At 43.9% G+C, this 17,834-nt stretch carries 17 protein-coding genes and 1 other annotated feature; all 17 genes read left to right on the forward strand.

From position 1 onward, the window contains the following. Nucleotides 1-45: 45 nt before the first annotated feature. Nucleotides 46-786, forward strand: a complete 741-nt coding sequence (gene rlmB / locus AC58QO_RS32360) for a 23S rRNA (guanosine(2251)-2'-O)-methyltransferase RlmB (protein WP_497272876.1) — start codon at nt 46-48, stop codon at nt 784-786. A gap of 5 nt (nt 787-791) precedes the next feature. Next, nucleotides 792-1,304, forward strand: coding sequence for an NYN domain-containing protein (locus AC58QO_RS32365; RefSeq protein ID WP_497272878.1), 513 nt, complete (start codon nt 792-794; stop codon nt 1,302-1,304). A 119-nt stretch (nt 1,305-1,423) separates the two neighbouring features. Continuing rightward, nucleotides 1,424-2,068, forward strand: a complete 645-nt coding sequence (gene sigH, locus AC58QO_RS32370) for an RNA polymerase sporulation sigma factor SigH (protein ID WP_028557511.1) — start codon at nt 1,424-1,426, stop codon at nt 2,066-2,068. 223 nt (nt 2,069-2,291) lie between these two features. Beyond that, on the forward strand, nt 2,292-2,441 hold the full coding sequence (gene rpmG, locus AC58QO_RS32375; RefSeq protein ID WP_079418041.1) for a 50S ribosomal protein L33: 150 nt from the start codon (nt 2,292-2,294) through the stop codon (nt 2,439-2,441). 19 nt (nt 2,442-2,460) lie between these two features. After that, complete coding sequence (gene secE, locus AC58QO_RS32380; RefSeq protein ID WP_047683213.1) at nt 2,461-2,673, forward strand: preprotein translocase subunit SecE; 213 nt, start codon at nt 2,461-2,463, stop codon at nt 2,671-2,673. A gap of 24 nt (nt 2,674-2,697) precedes the next feature. Next, nucleotides 2,698-3,231, forward strand: a complete 534-nt coding sequence (nusG, locus tag AC58QO_RS32385; protein ID WP_028557509.1) for a transcription termination/antitermination protein NusG — start codon at nt 2,698-2,700, stop codon at nt 3,229-3,231. A gap of 131 nt (nt 3,232-3,362) precedes the next feature. Next, the gene (gene rplK, locus AC58QO_RS32390; protein WP_477593127.1) at nt 3,363-3,788 is read left to right on the forward strand and encodes a 50S ribosomal protein L11; all 426 of its coding nucleotides are present in this window, start codon (nt 3,363-3,365) and stop codon (nt 3,786-3,788) included. A gap of 116 nt (nt 3,789-3,904) precedes the next feature. Beyond that, entirely contained in the window at nt 3,905-4,597 is a 693-nt protein-coding gene (rplA, locus tag AC58QO_RS32395) for a 50S ribosomal protein L1 (protein WP_028557507.1), read from the forward strand. Nucleotides 4,598-4,651: 54 nt separating this feature from the next. Then, nucleotides 4,652-4,805, forward strand: a sequence feature (ribosomal protein L10 leader region). Nucleotides 4,806-4,873: 68 nt separating this feature from the next. Continuing rightward, complete coding sequence (rplJ, locus tag AC58QO_RS32400; protein WP_310502675.1) at nt 4,874-5,383, forward strand: 50S ribosomal protein L10; 510 nt, start codon at nt 4,874-4,876, stop codon at nt 5,381-5,383. Nucleotides 5,384-5,448: 65 nt separating this feature from the next. After that, nucleotides 5,449-5,814 carry a 50S ribosomal protein L7/L12 gene (gene rplL, locus AC58QO_RS32405; RefSeq protein WP_057313458.1) on the forward strand — a complete coding sequence of 122 codons (366 nt, stop codon included), beginning with the start codon at nt 5,449-5,451 and terminating at the stop codon, nt 5,812-5,814. 189 nt (nt 5,815-6,003) lie between these two features. Then, entirely contained in the window at nt 6,004-6,600 is a 597-nt protein-coding gene (locus AC58QO_RS32410; protein WP_497272881.1) for a class I SAM-dependent methyltransferase, read from the forward strand. Nucleotides 6,601-6,955: 355 nt separating this feature from the next. Beyond that, complete coding sequence (rpoB, locus tag AC58QO_RS32415) at nt 6,956-10,495, forward strand: DNA-directed RNA polymerase subunit beta (protein WP_497272883.1); 3,540 nt, start codon at nt 6,956-6,958, stop codon at nt 10,493-10,495. A 68-nt stretch (nt 10,496-10,563) separates the two neighbouring features. Next, on the forward strand, nt 10,564-14,184 hold the full coding sequence (rpoC, locus tag AC58QO_RS32420; protein WP_497272885.1) for a DNA-directed RNA polymerase subunit beta': 3,621 nt from the start codon (nt 10,564-10,566) through the stop codon (nt 14,182-14,184). 183 nt (nt 14,185-14,367) lie between these two features. Next, entirely contained in the window at nt 14,368-14,619 is a 252-nt protein-coding gene (locus AC58QO_RS32425; RefSeq protein ID WP_497272887.1) for a ribosomal L7Ae/L30e/S12e/Gadd45 family protein, read from the forward strand. Nucleotides 14,620-14,781: 162 nt separating this feature from the next. Beyond that, nucleotides 14,782-15,201, forward strand: coding sequence for a 30S ribosomal protein S12 (rpsL, locus tag AC58QO_RS32430; protein ID WP_028557500.1), 420 nt, complete (start codon nt 14,782-14,784; stop codon nt 15,199-15,201). 44 nt (nt 15,202-15,245) lie between these two features. Beyond that, entirely contained in the window at nt 15,246-15,716 is a 471-nt protein-coding gene (gene rpsG / locus AC58QO_RS32435; RefSeq protein ID WP_028557499.1) for a 30S ribosomal protein S7, read from the forward strand. 39 nt (nt 15,717-15,755) lie between these two features. Beyond that, nucleotides 15,756-17,831, forward strand: coding sequence for an elongation factor G (gene fusA, locus AC58QO_RS32440; protein WP_497272889.1), 2,076 nt, complete (start codon nt 15,756-15,758; stop codon nt 17,829-17,831). Nucleotides 17,832-17,834 lie beyond the last annotated feature (3 nt).

Consider the following 17,834-nt stretch of genomic DNA (forward strand, 5'->3'; position numbering starts at 1 on the left):
TTGGAATCAGACAGGTATTCGCAACAACCTTTAGGAGGAATTAGGATGGATGAAGATATTATCGGCGGGAAGCACTCCGTTTTGGAGGCGCTTCGTGCAGGACGGACGATTAATAAAATATGGATAGCCGAGGGTGCTCAGAAGCAATTCGCAGGCCCAATTGTGGCAGAAGCCAAAAATCTAGGCATTATTGTTCAGTTTACGGACAAGCGCAAATTGGATCAAATGGCTGAAGGGCTTCAGCACCAAGGAGTAGTTGCACAAGTTGCAGCGTATGCCTATGTGGAAGTTGAAGATATCATAGCCAAAGCGAAAGCGCTAGGGCAAGAGCCATTCATTTTGATTCTGGATGAGATTGAAGATCCGCATAACCTAGGGTCCATTCTGCGTACGGCAGATTGCACGGGGGTTCATGGGGTGATAATTCCAAAACGCCGCTCTGTAGGATTAACTGCAACAGTTTCCAAAACTTCTGCAGGTGCTGTTGAGTATGTGCCCGTTGCGCGTGTAACCAACATTGCTCAAACGATTGAGCAATTGAAGGAGCAAGGCGTATGGGTTGCAGGTACGGATGTATCCGCTGCTCAAGACGTGTATAAAGCCAACTTTACGATTCCTATTGCCCTAGTTATTGGGAACGAAGGTAAAGGTGTTGGCCGACTCATTAAAGAAAGATGCGACTTCTTAGTTAAGCTGCCAATGGCTGGACACGTTAACTCGTTGAACGCCTCCGTAGCCGCGGGTGTATTGATGTATGAAGTGGTCAGACAGCGCAATAAGAGTTAAATGGGATGGAACAGATCCTAATTGTAGATGGCTACAATATTATCGGCGCCTGGCCTGAGCTAAGTAAATTAAAAGATACTGATCTTGAAGGCGCCCGAGACGGGCTTATCCACATGCTTGCGGAGTATCAATCCTTTTCGGGTATGAAAGTCTATCTTGTTTTTGACGCTTATATGGTACCAGGTCTGGGGAAGAAGTATGTTCAGAATAAGTTGGCCGTGCTATATACCAAAGAGAAGGAAACCGCAGATGAGAGAATCGAACGATTGGTCACGAGTCTGATGGGAAGGCGTAAGGAAATTTTTGTAGCGACGTCGGATATGATCGAGCAGCATGTCATATTTGGCAAAGGAGCGCTTCGCTTGCCTGCGAAAGAATTGCTAGTGAAAATTAAGCAGAATCGCAAAGAGGTACGCGAACGCATCGTTCCAGAGACGACAACCAAAAGAAATCCATTCGAGGGCAAGCTGAGTGATGAGATGAAAGCGAAGTTTGAACGATGGCGAAGAGGAGAGTAAATCCTCCAAATGCTAGAAATGGTGGGGTTCCCCGTTGACGGTGTGAGTTTTCATCATGTATACTTAACCTAACTTTTATAGTGAAATCTGGGTAGTCTTGCAGGCCGGAGGGATTGTTGGTGAGTGTCGACCTCAAAGAACTGAGAATGTATGATTATGACCTCAAGCCAGATGAAGACATTGTCGAAGCCGTCCGTGAAGGCAGTAGCGAAGCTTTGGAATATCTTATCAACAAGTATAAGAATTTTGTTCGTGCTAAAGCGCGTTCTTATTTTTTGATAGGTGCAGACCGAGAAGATATTGTGCAGGAAGGTATGATAGGTTTATATAAATCTATCCGCGACTTCCGAGGAGACAAGCTTGCTTCATTCAAAGCCTTTGCTGAACTGTGTATCACGCGGCAGATCATCACGGCGATTAAGACAGCAACTCGTCAAAAGCATATACCTCTTAATTCCTACGTGTCATTGGATAAGCCCATCTATGATGAAGATTCTGATCGTACGCTGCTCGATGTTATTAGCGGCTCCCGGGTAACGGATCCTGAGGAACTGGTTATTAATCAAGAAGAGTTTACGGGACTTGAAGATAAAATGGGAGAGATTTTAAGTGACTTAGAGCGTAGAGTGCTTATGCTCTATCTTGATGGCAGATCCTATCAAGAAATTGCAGTGGATCTCGACCGCCATGTAAAGTCAATTGACAATGCTCTCCAACGTGTCAAGCGGAAGCTTGAACGGTATTTAGAAGTCAGAGATTTGTAGAAATGCCCATGCCGCTGGAGCTGTACGGGTGTTTTTCTTTGTACGGATGTTTAGTAACCCTCGACTGAGCCTATACTGGTGATACTCTTGCATTTGTGAGACTTCTACCTTGACACTCGGGGGACAGTTGTGATAAAGTGTTTCAGGTAGCCCTAAAAGTCGCTTTCTTTTTGATGCGCTTAGAAGGGCTTTAATTAGAAAGTGTCTGTAGGAGGTGTACATCATGCGGGTCATCATCACATTAGCGTGCACAAATTGCAAACAAAGAAACTATGCATCCACTAAAAATAAGCGCAACAATCCCGACCGTATTGAGTTGAAGAAATATTGCAAATTTTGCAATGAACATACTGCTCATCGCGAGACTAGGTAGTTCTTTGGAGGTGTAGTTTGTGGCGTTCTTGGCTAGAATGAGACAAAGCTTCGGATCCACTTTTTCCTTCTTCACCGATAGTTGGTCAGAACTCAAAAAGGTCAAGTGGCCAAGTCGCAAAGAGATGACTACTTATACGCTCGTCGTTATAGGTACAGTAACTTTTGTTGCTATTTATTTTTTTGTGCTGGATCTAGGAATTTCTGAGTTGCTGCGCCTTGTTTTTAAATAAACAGGACTATAGGTGAATTTATTCATGGAAAAAAGATGGTACGTCGTACATACCTATTCAGGGTATGAGAACAAAGTGAAAGCCAACTTAGAGAAGCGCGTTGAGTCCATGGAAATGACGGACAAGATCTTCCGTGTGCTTGTGCCTATGGAAGAAGAACTGGTAAACAAGGATGGCAAGAAGAAAGTCGTCATGCGTAAAGTTTATCCAGGGTATGTTCTCGTGGAAATGATTCAAACCGACGACTCATGGTACGTAGTACGTAATACGCCAGGAGTAACTGGATTCGTAGGTTCTACCGGATCTGGCTCTAAACCAACTGCATTATTACCTGAGGAAGTTGAATCGATCCTGAAGCATATGGGAATGGAAGAGCCGAAGGAAGTAATCGACTTCGAACTCAAAGAAACCGTACGCGTCAAGGTGGGTCCATTTGCAAACTTTGTTGGCTCTGTTGAAGAGATTATTGCCGATAAGGGTAAACTGAAGGTACATGTCAACATGTTTGGAAGAGAAACACCGCTCGAACTTGACTTCGATCAAGTAGAGAAACTCTAAACATGACAACCAAAAGGTTCTACCAGGTCTATTCCTTGGGATAGACCTACGTTAGTGGGATCGCTTAGATTCCTGAATAGTGAGACTTTGATTCGTCGAAGCTCCTATATTACTGCAAGGAGGTGTCTATCATGGCAAAAAAGGTTATTAAAATCGTGAAGCTTCAAGTTCAAGCTGCGAAAGCAAATCCAGCACCACCGATCGGTCCAGCATTGGGTCAAGCAGGTGTGAACATCATGGCTTTCTGTAAAGAGTTTAACGCTCGTACTGCTGATCAAGTTGGTCTAATCATTCCAGTTGAAATCACAGTTTTCGAAGATCGTTCCTTTACATTCATCACTAAAACGCCTCCGGCTGCAGTTCTTCTTCGCGTCGTTGCTGGTATCGCAAAAGGATCCGGTGAACCAAACAAAAAGAAAGTTGCAACTGTGAAACGCGATAAAGTTCGTGAAATCGCTGAACAAAAAATGCCTGACCTAAATGCTGCATCCGTTGAGGCTGCAATGCGTATGGTTGAAGGTACTGCTCGTAGCATGGGAATCGTCATCGAAGATTAATTCCGCAAGGAATGCGACTGTGTAAGCTCGAAGCCTACAGAAATGTTTTCTACGAAAACATGGAAGTCGCTCGGTGGGAGGATTATCCGCTAATACCACTAAGGAGGATAAATATTATGCCTAAACACGGTAAAAAATACCGCGAAGTAGCTCAGCTTGTAAATGCTGAAACTTTGTATGATCCGTCAGAAGCAATCGAGCTTGTTAAGAAAACAGCTCCTGCTAAATTCGATGAAACTGTAGATGTTGCAGTTCGTCTGGGTGTAGACCCAAGAAAACAAGATCAGGCTGTTCGTGGTGTCGTTGTACTTCCACACGGTACTGGTAAAACAAAACGCGTTCTCGTATTTGCAAAAGGCGAGAAAGCAAAAGAGGCTGAAGCAGCTGGTGCAGATTTTGTTGGTGATGCAGACATGATCAACAAAATTCAACAAGGTTGGTTCGAGTTCGATGTTTGCGTAGCTACTCCTGACATGATGAGCGAAGTTGGTAAACTGGGTCGTATCCTCGGGGGTAAAGGTTTAATGCCAAACCCTAAAGCAGGAACAGTTACTTTCGACGTTACTAAAGCTGTTCAAGAGATCAAAGCTGGTAAAATCGAATACCGTCTTGATAAAGCAGGCCAAATCCATGCTCCACTTGGTAAAGTATCTTTTGATGCAGACAAGTTGAACGAAAACTTTAAAGCATTGGTTGATGCACTTGTTCGTGCGAAACCAGCAGCGGCTAAAGGTGTATACCTTAAGAACATTGCTGTATCGTCCACAATGGGTCCAAGCGTACGTGTGAACCTGTCATCCTTTAGATAAGAAATAGCTTCCAGTTGACTTCGGTTACTGGGCGTGATACTCTATCAAAGGTCCTAAAAATGAATATGCAAACCGTAGACAGTAGGTGCTTAACAGCTTAATTTCCTACCGAGGTGTTATGATATATATAACGATTTCTTTGTACATCAGGGAAAAAGTGAACACATCATGCCTTCGTAGCGTCTACGAAGGCATTTCTTATTCATAGATAAGAAATGCTAATGCTCCTACTGTTTGCAATCTTGAAAGATAAATGCATAAGAAGTGAGGTGTACTATGGCAAACGCGAAAATTCTTGCAGAGAAAGAACTAGCAGTAGCTGAAGTGACTGAGAAGTTTAAGGCTAGTGCTTCTACAATCATAGCGGACTACCGCGGTTTGAACGTAGCTCAAGTAACACAGCTGCGCAAAAGCTTGCGCGAAGCTGGTATTGAATTCGTAGTTCTCAAGAACTCGTTGGCTAGACGCGCATCGGCGAATGCTGAACTAAGCGCATTGGATGAGTACCTAACAGGTCCAACTGCTATTGCTTTCAGCAAAGACGATCTAGTTGCTCCAGCGAAAATTTTGACTGAATTTGCGAAAAAGAATGATAAATTGAGCGTAAAAGGTGGCGTGGTCGAAGGCCGCGTAGTTGGATACGATCAAATCAAAGCACTTGCAGAACTTCCATCCAGAGATGGTCTTCTCTCCATGTTGCTTAGCGTTCTTCAAGCTCCAGTTCGTAACTTTGCACTTGCTGTTAAAGCAGTTGCAGAGAAAAAAGAAGCTGAAGGTCAAGCTTAATTACAACGTACTACATGTTTTACAAACAAAAAAACTAATTTATTAATGATAATGGAGGTTTAACCATGAGCACAAATGCAACGATCCTAGAAGCAATCAAAGGCATGACAATCTTGGAATTGAACGACCTGGTTAAAGCAATTGAAGAAGAGTTTGGCGTAACAGCAGCAGCTCCAGTAGCAGCAGGCGGCGGCGCAGCAGTAGCAGTTGAAGAAGCTCAAACTGAGTTTGACGTTATCTTGACAAGCGCTGGCGCATCCAAAATCAACGTAATCAAAGTAGTTCGCGAAATCACAGGTCTTGGCCTGAAAGAAGCGAAAGACCTTGTTGACGGAGCTCCAAAAGCAGTTAAAGAAAAAGTTAGCCAAGAAGAAGCAGACGCTGTTAAAGCTAAGCTTACTGAAGCTGGCGCTTCCGTAGAAGTTAAGTAATTCTTTTTCTTAGGAAACCTCTTGAAGCTTGACTTCAAGAGGTTTTTTTCAACATTTGAGAACCGATTGTTTCACAGGAGATAGACGGTGTAGCCGTTTATTGTGCCTAAGTTTTTACCCTTAGGAAAGCCTTAGGAACACACGTGGTTATTGGATTTTCCTATAGGTAGAAAAGGAGGGAATTCAAACGTGTCAGAGCATTACTACACACAACGGCCAACCGTGAAGAGTGATGTCCATACAACGCAAGAGATATTGCGAGGTAAGTCATTTACTTTTCTTACGGATGCAGGTGTGTTTTCGAAAAAAGGTGTCGATTATGGAAGTAAGCATTTAATAGAAACGATGGAATTGCCGGAAGATGCAAGAGTGCTCGATGTGGGTTGTGGCTACGGACCGATGGGACTTAGCGCTGCAGTGATGTGCCCGAAAGGACATGTGACAATGGTCGACATCAATGAGAGAGCTGTTGAACTTTCAGTAGAAAATGCGCGGCGAAATAGAATTACGAATGTCACCATTCTACAGAGTGATCTATTGGAACAAGTGAAGGATAAGAAGTTTGACGCTGTTTTGACCAATCCACCAATTCGCGCTGGGAAAGAAACGGTTCATCGCATTTTCGAACAGGCTTATGATTGTTTGAATGCCGGGGGCTCGCTATGGGTCGTCATCCAGAAGAAACAAGGAGCGCCGTCTGCCGTGAAGAAGCTGGAAACTCTGTATAGTGAAGTAGTGGAAGTGTCGAAAGATAAAGGCTACCGCATTCTTAAAGCGACAAAGTGAGCTTCTTGCGAATATACGTGGGAATTTGTTTGACTTGACATTTCAAATGTGATATTATTAAAAAATGTCAGTATTAAGATGGGACACATGTCTTTAGTTAGTAAAAATGTCAAGTCTTTTTTCATTCGTTATGAATAAAATTCGGACCAGCAACGTATAATGTTTGAATTTTGGGAAATTCTAACAGGATGGAAAGAAATTCTTGAAAAAGTTATTGAATACAGAAAAAAACCTTCATCCATACAGTCGCTTAATTCGGACGGGCTCCACTAACGGAGGCGTCCTGAGTGTACGTCGGTCGAAGTTTTTCTTCTTTCTTTTTATTTATTGAGTAGAGTTGAGGGGTGAATGAAAGTTGGCGGGACATCTTGTTCAATTTGGACGACGTAAACGCAGGACTTATGCACGAATTAATGAGGTTCTGGGCATTCCAAACCTGATTGAAATCCAGCAAAAATCGTATGAGTGGTTTTTGGAAGAGGGACTTCGTGAGATGTTTCAGGATATCTCCCCGATTCAGGATTTTACAGGGAACCTAGTACTGGAGTTCATCGACTATAGCTTAGGCGATCCTAAGTATTCCGTTGATGAGTCCAAAGAACGCGACGTAACTTATGCGGCGCCGTTAAGAGTCAAAGTCCGTTTGATTAATAAGGAAACCGGTGAGGTCAAGGAACAAGAAGTGTTCATGGGGGATTTCCCTATTATGACTGATACGGGAACGTTCATTATTAACGGTGCGGAGCGTGTAATCGTCTCCCAGCTCGTTCGTTCTCCCAGTGTTTATTATAGCACGAAAGTGGATAAAAACGGCAAAAAAACTTACACAGCAACAGTGATTCCGAACCGTGGAGCATGGCTGGAGTTGGAGACAGATGCGAAGGATATCATCTATGTTCGTATCGATCGCACACGTAAAATTCCGGTTACTGTATTGCTTCGTTCATTAGGATTTGGTACGGATGCTGAGATTCTAGATTTGCTTGGCGATAACGAATATATTCGTAATACGCTAGATAAAGATAACACGGATTCTACGGAAAAAGCGTTGATCGAAATCTATGAGCGTCTTCGTCCAGGCGAGCCGCCTACACTTGATAATGCAAGAAGCTTGATCGTTGCTCGTTTCTTTGATCCGAAGCGTTACGATTTGGCGAACGTAGGTCGCTACAAAATCAACAAAAAATTACACATCAAGAACAGATTGTTCAATCAACGTTTAGCTGAAACTTTGATAGATTCCGAAACAGGAGAAATCATTGCTGAAGCTGGACAATTGTTGGATCGTCGTGTGCTGGATGAAATCCTTCCTTTTATCGAAAAAGGTGCAGGATATAAAGAGTTTACGATTCCTAAAGGTGTAACTGGCGCGGATACAATTCCTGTTCAGTGCATTAATGTTTACTCACCAACAGAAGAAGGCAAGGTAGTTAAGGTTATTTCTAACGGTGTTATTGATAAAGCTGTCAAGAACATCACGCCTGCCGATATCATTTCATCCATTAACTACTTTATTAACTTACTGCATGGTATTGGAAATACGGATGATATTGACCATCTTGGTAACCGTAGACTTCGTTCTGTAGGTGAATTGCTTCAAAACCAATTCCGTATCGGTCTATCCCGTATGGAACGTGTTGTTCGTGAGCGTATGTCGATTCAAGACGCTAACGTGATCACGCCGCAAGCGTTGATCAACATTCGTCCTGTTATCGCTTCGATCAAAGAGTTCTTTGGTAGCTCACAACTTTCTCAGTTTATGGATCAAACGAATCCGCTTGCTGAATTGACGCACAAGAGACGTCTGTCTGCACTCGGACCCGGCGGTTTGACGAGAGAGCGCGCAGGGATGGAAGTTCGTGACGTGCATCACTCTCACTATGGTCGTATGTGTCCAATTGAGACGCCTGAGGGACCGAATATTGGTCTGATCAACTCCTTGTCTACGTTTGCCCGCATCAATGAGTATGGCTTCATTGAAGCTCCATACCGTTGGGTAGATCCGAAGACTGGTTTGGTAACTGATCAAATCGCTTACCTGACAGCGGATGAGGAAGATAACTACGTAATCGCGCAAGCGAATGCGAAGTTGACGGAAGACAACAAATTCGTCGAGGACGCGATTATCGTTCGTTACAAAGATGATAACTTAACACTTCCGGTTGAACGTGTCGATTACATGGACGTTTCTCCGAAACAAGTTGTTTCCGTTGCGACAGCGTTGATTCCGTTCCTTGAAAATGATGACTCCAACCGTGCGTTGATGGGTTCCAACATGCAGCGTCAAGCTGTTCCGCTTCTTATTCCTAAAGCTCCACTTGTAGGAACAGGTATGGAGCACAAGGTTGCTAAGGACTCGGGAGTATGTATTGTCTCCAAGTTTGATGGAATTATTGAGAAGGCTGCTGCGAATGAAATTTGGCTGCGTCGCCAGGAGATGGTTGATGGCAAGCTAGTCAGCGGTAACATCGTTAAATATAAGCTTCACAAATTCATGCGTTCTAACCAAGGTACTTGCATTAATCAACGTCCAATTGTTAAAAAAGGTCAATTGATTAAAGCGGGAGATATTCTTGCAGATGGACCATCAACAGAGCAAGGCGAATTGGCACTTGGACGTAACGTAGTCGTAGCTTTTATGACTTGGGAAGGTTACAACTATGAGGATGCGATCTTGCTAAGCCAAAAGCTTGTTAAAGAAGATGTGTACACCTCCATTCATATCGAGGAATACGAGTCTGAAGCTCGTGATACGAAGCTTGGACCTGAAGAAATTACTCGCGATATCCCGAACGTAGGGGAAGACGCACTTAAGAATCTAGATGAGCGCGGAATCATTCGTGTCGGTGCTGAAATTGGCGCTGGCGACATCCTCGTTGGTAAAGTAACACCGAAGGGTGTAACGGAGTTGACTGCGGAAGAAAGATTGCTGCACGCGATCTTCGGTGAGAAGGCTCGTGAGGTTCGTGACACGTCCCTACGCGTACCGCATGGTACAGACGGCATCGTTGTTGATGTGAAAGTATTTACGCGTGAGAACGGTGATGAGCTGCCTCCTGGTGTGAACCAACTTGTTCGTGTCTATATTGCTCAAAAGCGGAAAATTTCCGAAGGCGACAAAATGGCGGGACGTCATGGTAACAAAGGGGTTGTAGCGCGTATTCTCCCTGAAGAAGATATGCCTTTCCTGCCAGATGGTACACCGGTTGAAGTTGTATTGAATCCACTAGGGGTTCCTTCTCGTATGAACATCGGTCAAGTACTTGAAGTTCACTTAGGTATGGCTTCCAAGTATTTGGGTATTCACGCTGCGACACCAGTATTCGATGGAGCGCGTGAGTATGACGTATTTGACGCTATGGAAGAAGCAGGTATGCAACGTAGCGGTAAAACGATTCTGTACGATGGTCGTACAGGGGAGTCCTTCGAACGTGAAGTAACCGTTGGCGTTATGTACATGATCAAACTGGCACACATGGTTGACGATAAAATCCATGCCCGTTCCACAGGACCTTACTCCCTTGTTACTCAACAGCCGCTGGGTGGTAAAGCGCAGTTCGGTGGACAACGTTTCGGGGAGATGGAGGTATGGGCACTCGAGGCTTATGGAGCTGCTTATACATTGCAAGAAATTCTTACCGTTAAGTCAGATGACGTTGTGGGCCGTGTGAAAACATACGAATCCATTGTCAAAGGCGAGAATGTTCCAGAACCAGGCGTTCCGGAATCCTTCAAAGTTTTGATCAAAGAGCTTCAAAGCTTAGGTATGGATGTTAAAATCCTGTCTGGTGACGAAGAAGAGATCGAAATGCGCGAAGCCGATGATGACGACGAAGTGACGAGCGATAAATTAAACCTAAACATTGAAGGCTCCGAGCTTGGAGTCAACGAATAGTAACACCACATTAGAACGAGAACGATTCACTGTATAGTGGGTTTAAATTCTTAAAGGAGGGTTGCTCCTTGATGGACGTTAACAACTTCGAGTTTATGAAAATCGGCTTGGCATCACCCGATAAAATTCGCTCTTGGTCCCGTGGGGAAGTAAAGAAGCCGGAAACGATTAACTACAGAACCTTAAAACCTGAGAAAGAAGGTCTTTTCTGTGAAAAGATCTTCGGACCTACGAAAGATTGGGAATGTCATTGCGGGAAATACAAACGCGTTCGCTATAAAGGCGTCGTTTGTGACCGTTGTGGCGTTGAAGTAACCCGTCAAAAAGTACGTCGTGAACGCATGGGGCACATTGAACTTGCTGCTCCTGTGTCACACATTTGGTACTTCAAAGGGATTCCTAGCCGTATGGGTCTTGCACTAGATATGTCTCCAAGATCTTTGGAAGAAATCATCTACTTCGCATCCTACGTAGTAACGGATCCAGGTGATACACCACTTGAGAAGAAGCAACTATTGTCTGAGAAAGAATACCGTAGCTATCGCGAGAAGTACGGCTATGCTTTCCAAGCGGGCATGGGTGCAGAAGCAGTTAAGAAACTTCTAATCGATATTGATATCGAACGGGAAGTAGACACACTCAAAGAAGAACTCAAAACAGCACAAGGTCAACGTCGTAACCGCGCGATTAAGCGTCTGGAAGTTATGGAAGCATTCCGTAACTCGAAGAACTTGCCTGGTTGGATGGTACTGGATGTACTGCCAGTTATCCCGCCTGAGCTTCGCCCGATGGTACAACTTGACGGTGGTCGTTTTGCGACATCCGATTTGAATGACCTATATCGCCGTGTTATCAACCGTAACAACCGTCTTAAGAGATTGCTCGACCTAGGCGCGCCGGATATCATTGTTCAAAATGAGAAACGGATGCTTCAAGAAGCGGTTGATGCATTGATCGACAACGGTCGTCGCGGCCGTCCAGTAACAGGTCCGGGTAACCGTCCTTTGAAATCCCTCAGCCATATGCTGAAAGGTAAACAAGGTCGTTTCCGTCAGAACTTGCTCGGTAAACGTGTTGACTACTCTGGTCGTTCCGTTATCGTAGTAGGACCTAACCTGAAGATGTACCAATGTGGTCTTCCGAAGGAAATGGCACTTGAATTGTTCAAGCCTTTCGTTATGAAAGAGCTTGTGAATAAAGGTTTGGCTCATAACATCAAGAGTGCGAAACGTAAAGTTGAACGCGTAAGTCCAGATGTTTGGGATGTACTAGAAGAAGTCATTAAGGAGCACCCGGTTCTTCTGAACCGTGCACCGACGTTGCATAGATTGGGTATTCAAGCTTTTGAACCGATTCTGGTTGAAGGCCGCGCTATTAAACTTCATCCGCTCGTATGTACAGCGTACAACGCTGACTTCGACGGTGACCAAATGGCCGTTCACGTACCATTGTCCTCAGAAGCACAAGCTGAAGCTCGCTTGCTCATGCTAGCATCAGGAAACATTTTGAATCCGAAAGACGGTAAGCCGGTTGTTACACCTTCACAGGATATGGTTCTGGGGAGCTTCTACTTAACAACGGATAACAAATTCGCTAAAGGTGCAGGTTCCATTATTAGAACTGTACACGAAGCAGTTTCTTCCTACCAATCGGGCAAAATGGCACTACACGCACGTGTAGCGATCCCTGCTAAAGCTTTGAACAAAACAAGCTTCACTGAGAAGCAACAAAACGCAATGTTGATCACGACAATCGGTAAAATCATTATGAACGAAATCTATCCTGCTGATTTCCCGTTCATTAATGAACCGACCAAAACGAACCTCTTGAACGGCATTCCGGATGCACACTTTGTTTTTGAAAAAGGTGCGGATCTTAGAGCTATCATGTTGGAACGTGATGAGAACAAAGCGGTAGGTAAAGAGTATCTAGGATCGATTATTGCGGAGTGCTTCCGTAAGTACCACACAACGCAAACGTCCATGATTCTTGATAAAATTAAAGAGCTTGGATTTACGTATTCCACCAAAGCGGGTATTACCGTAGCTGTCTCTGACGTTGTTGTTCCAACTGAAAAAGTAGCAATCCTTAAGGAATGTGAAGAGAAAGTACGCGTAGTTACGAACCAATACCGTCGTGGTTTGATTACGGATGAAGAGCGTTATGACCGCGTTATTGCGATCTGGAGTAAAGCTAAGGATGAAATTACAGAAATTTTGATGAAATCCCTAGATAAATACAACTCCATTTCCATGATGGTTGAGTCCAAAGCACGGGGTAACAAATCTCAGATTACACAGCTTGGCGGTATGCGTGGTTTGATGGCGAATCCATCCGGTAAAATTATGGAGTTGCCGATTAAATCGAACTTCCGTGAAGGTCTGACAATCTTGGAATACTTTATTTCCACGCACGGAGCGCGTAAAGGTCTTGCCGATACAGCATTACGTACAGCGGATTCCGGTTACTTGACTCGTCGTCTCGTTGACGTAGCACAAGATGTTATCGTTCGTGAAGACGATTGTGGAACAGATAAAGGCTTCATGGTTAGCAAAATTCAAGATGGTAAAGAGGTTATTGAAGATCTCTACGATCGTATTGAAGGCCGCTATGCGTATGAAACTCTTCGTCATCCACAAACAGGTGAAGTTATTGTTCAACGCAACGAGCTTATTGAATCAGGTATTGCAGATAAAATTATTGAAGCAGGTATCGAGAAGCTTCAAATTCGTTCTGTACTTAGCTGCCGCACCAATCATGGTGTTTGTAAGAAATGTTATGGTCGTAACTTGGCTACTGGTCAATTCGTTGAGGTTGGTGAGGCAGTTGGTATTATTGCCGCGCAATCCATTGGTGAGCCAGGAACACAGTTGACGATGCGTACGTTCCATACCGGTGGTGTTGCCGGAGACGATATTACACAAGGTTTGCCGCGTATTCAAGAGCTCTTTGAAGCACGTAATCCGAAAGGTCAAGCGATCATTTCCGAAATCGACGGTGTCGTTAAGGAAATTCGTGAAGCTAAGGATCGTCGTGAAATCGAAGTTCAAGGTGAAGCGGAATCCAAAGTATACGCAGTTCCTTACGGATCACGTGTACGTGTATCGTTGAATCAACAAGTTGAAGCTGGTGACGAGTTGACGGACGGATCTATCGATCCGAAAGAAATGCTTCGCATCAAAGGTATTCGCGGCGTTCAGAACTATATTCTTCAAGAAGTGCAACGCGTTTATCGTAACCAAGGGGTAGAAATTAACGATAAACACATTGAAGTTATGGTTCGTCAAATGCTACGTAAAATCCGCATCGTAGATGCTGGTGATACAACGCTTCTACCTGGTTCATTCGTTGATATTCATGAGTATGAAGCAGCTAATAAGGTTGCTTTGTTCGCTGGCAATGAGCCTGCGGTTGCTCGTCCAATCTTGCTTGGTATCACGAAAGCTTCCCTTGAAACGGATTCCTTCTTATCAGCAGCTTCTTTCCAAGAGACAACGCGTGTCTTGACAGATGCAGCTATTAAGGGGAAAGTCGACCAATTGTTAGGTTTGAAAGAGAATGTTATCATCGGTAAACTGATTCCTGCGGGAACTGGTATGCCAAGATACCGTAACATTCGAATCACCAACCCTAACGAGGTTGTCGTTCTAGATGAAGATTTGGAAAAAGAAACAGTTGCTGTTGAGTAATTGTATATAGAAGAAGAGGTAGCCACTTGAATAGGGGTGTGCTATCTCTTTTTTATTTGAAAATAAGGCTTGTTGGTTTAATAGAATTACTTAAACTAACCCTTGACACTCGCTAATCAAAATGCTAATATATCGTAGTGTGCCTAAGTCGATATTCTTTCCTTTCTTTGAAGGGGGTGCCTAATGTCTTATGAAATAGTCAAACAGGCGAAGAATAGAGCTGTAGGTACGAAGAAAGTTACAAAAACAGTCGAGCAAGGCAAGGCGATAGAAGTTTTTGTTTCTAAAGATGCAGATCCGCGATTGACGATAAATCTGGTAGCTCTCTGTACGCAGAAGGGTGTGCCTGTAACCTACGTAGATTCTATGAAGATGCTAGGTAAAGCATGTGGAATTGAAGTTGGAGCTGCGGTAGCAGCTGTTGTAAATGAATAATGGCTAAAGACGTTTTTGTTGGTGGAACAAGCTAGCGTAAGTACTAGTGACTTTGACAGCTGTCCATAACAAAGACTTTCTCTTTGCTCATTTATGACTCGCCTGGATCTGTGGGCTTGCAAGAAGCACATCATGTTATGAATGTAGGGAGGAGGTGGCGATATGCCAACAATTAACCAACTAGTACGTAAAGGTCGTCAAGCGAAGGTGGATAAGTCCAAATCACCAGCTTTACAAAAAGGTTTTAACGCTTTGAAAAGAGAAGCAACGGATTTGAGCGCTCCTCAAAAACGTGGTGTCTGCACGCGTGTAGGTACTATGACTCCTAAGAAGCCTAACTCCGCACTTCGTAAATATGCACGTGTTCGTTTAACGAACCGTGTAGAGGTGACAGCTTATATCCCAGGTATCGGTCACAACCTGCAAGAACACAGCGTTGTATTGATCCGTGGTGGTAGAATTAAAGATCTTCCAGGGGTACGTTATCACATCGTGCGTGGAGCTCTAGATACTTCCGGTGTTAACAACCGTAAGCAATCCCGTTCCAAATACGGTACGAAACGTCCGAAAGTTAAAAAATAAGAGATAATAATCAGGGATGATTCTTATAAGAAAGGGGGATAACTATGCCTCGTAAAGGTCCAGTTACTCGCAGAGACGTATTGCCAGATCCTATTTATAATAGCAAACTAGTTACTCGTCTTATCAACCGCATTATGGTTGATGGAAAAAGAGGGGTAGCACAAACCATTCTATACAACGCTTTTAACCTCGTGAAAGATCGTACAGGTAAAGAGCCGATGGAAGTGTTTGAAGCTGCTATCAAAAACATTATGCCAGTACTAGAAGTTAAAGCTCGCCGTGTTGGTGGAGCAAACTATCAAGTACCTATCGAAGTTAGACCTGACCGTCGTTCGACATTAGGTTTGCGTTGGTTGGTTAACTATTCCCGTCTTCGCGGTGAGAAGACGATGGAAGAAAGATTGGCTTATGAAATTATCGATGCTAGCAATAGCACAGGTTCTTCCGTTAAGAAACGTGAAGATACACACAAAATGGCTGAAGCTAACAAAGCTTTCGCTCACTACCGTTGGTAGAATTCTAAATTAATTAACAGAAAGGAGACATAACGACCTATGGCTAGAGAGTTCTCCTTAAAAAACACACGTAATATCGGGATCATGGCTCATATCGATGCTGGTAAAACGACTACAACAGAGCGTATCTTGTACTACACTGGTAAAGTTCACAAAATCGGAGAAGTGCACGAAGGTGCAGCTACGATGGACTGGATGGAGCAGGAGCAAGAGCGCGGAATTACGATTACTTCCGCCGCTACAACTGCGCAATGGGAAGGTCACCGCATCAATATTATTGATACCCCAGGGCACGTTGACTTTACTGTAGAGGTGGAGCGTTCCCTTCGTGTGTTAGATGGAGCAGTTGGTGTATTTAGTGCGAAAGAGGGCGTTGAACCTCAATCCGAAACAGTTTGGAGACAAGCTGATAAATACAACGTTCCTCGTATTGCTTACGTTAACAAAATGGACATCATCGGTGCAGACTTCCTGCAAGTAGTTGAATCCATGCGTCAAAAACTTGGTGCAAATGCAGTAGCTATTCAACTTCCAATCGGTGCTGAGAATGAATTCAAAGGTATCATCGATTTAGTTGATCAAGTTGCTTATATGTACAAAGATGATCTTGGTAAGGATATCGAGAAAATCGAGATTCCTGCTGAGTTCACTGATCAAGTTGCAGAGCTTCGTTTGGAACTTATCGAGAAAGTTGCTGAGCTTGATGAAGAGCTTACAATGAAATACCTCGAGGGTGAAGAACTTACTGTTGATGAGATCAAAGCAGCTCTACGTAAAGGTGTCTGCGATGTAAAAATCTTCCCAGTTATCGTAGGGTCTTCTTACAGAAACAAAGGTGTTCAATTGATGTTGGATGCGGTAATTAATTACCTGCCATCACCACTTGATGTACCTGACATTAAAGGTGTACTTGACGATGGTACTGAAGTGATTCGTAAGTCTGCTGATGATCAACCGTTCTCAGCGCTTGCATTCAAAATCATGACAGATCCTTTCGTTGGTCGTCTTACATTCTTCCGTGTTTACTCTGGTACCTTGAACTCCGGTTCCTATGTCTCTAACGCGACAAAAGGAAAACGTGAGCGTGTTGGTCGTATTCTTCAAATGCATGCGAACTCACGTCAAGAGATCAGCATTGTTTACGCTGGTGATATTGCCGCGGCTGTTGGATTGAAAGATACAACAACTGGTGATACACTTTGTGATGAGAAACACCCAGTTATTCTTGAGAAAATGGTCTTCCCTGAACCGGTTATCCAGCTTGCTGTTGAGCCGAAGACGAAAGCCGATCAAGATAAAATGGGTATCGCATTGCAAAAACTTGCTGAAGAAGATCCTACTTTCCGTGCTTCCACAGACGAAGAAACAGGACAAACGATCATCGCAGGTATGGGTGAGCTTCACCTTGAGATCCTCGTTGACCGTATGCTTCGTGAGTTCAAAGTAGAAACCAATGTAGGTAAACCACAAGTTGCTTACCGTGAAACATTCCGTGCGGCAGCTAAAGTTGAAGGGAAATTCGTTCGTCAATCCGGTGGTCGTGGTCAATACGGACATTGTTGGGTTGAGTTCGAACCGCAAGAAGCTGGCGTAGGTTTTGTCTTCGAAAACAAAGTTGTGGGTGGAGCTATTCCTAGAGAGTACATTGCACCTATTCAAGCTGGTATCGAAGAGTCCATGAAGAATGGTGTAATCGCAGGATTCCCGCTTGTGGATATCAAAGCTACAGTTGTTGATGGATCTTACCATGATGTTGACTCCAACGAAATGGCGTTCAAAATCGCGGGATCCATGGCACTTAAAGCAGCGAAAGACAAATGTAAACCGGTTCTTCTTGAGCCAATCATGAAGGTTGAAGTTACTGTGCCTGAAGAGTACATGGGAGATGTTATGGGTGACCTTAACTCTCGTCGTGGACGCATCGAAGGTATGGATAGCCGTCATGGAGCACAAGTCATTCGTGCTAAGGTGCCTTTGTCCGAAATGTTTGGATATTCCACAACACTTCGTTCAAGAACACAAGGCCGTGGTGTTTACTCCATGGAACTTTCACATTATGAAGAAGTACCTAAGTCAATTGCAGAAGAAATTATTGCAAAAGGCAAAGGCGCTTAATAT

It is taken from the genome of Paenibacillus sp. J31R30 (assembly GCF_059692115.1).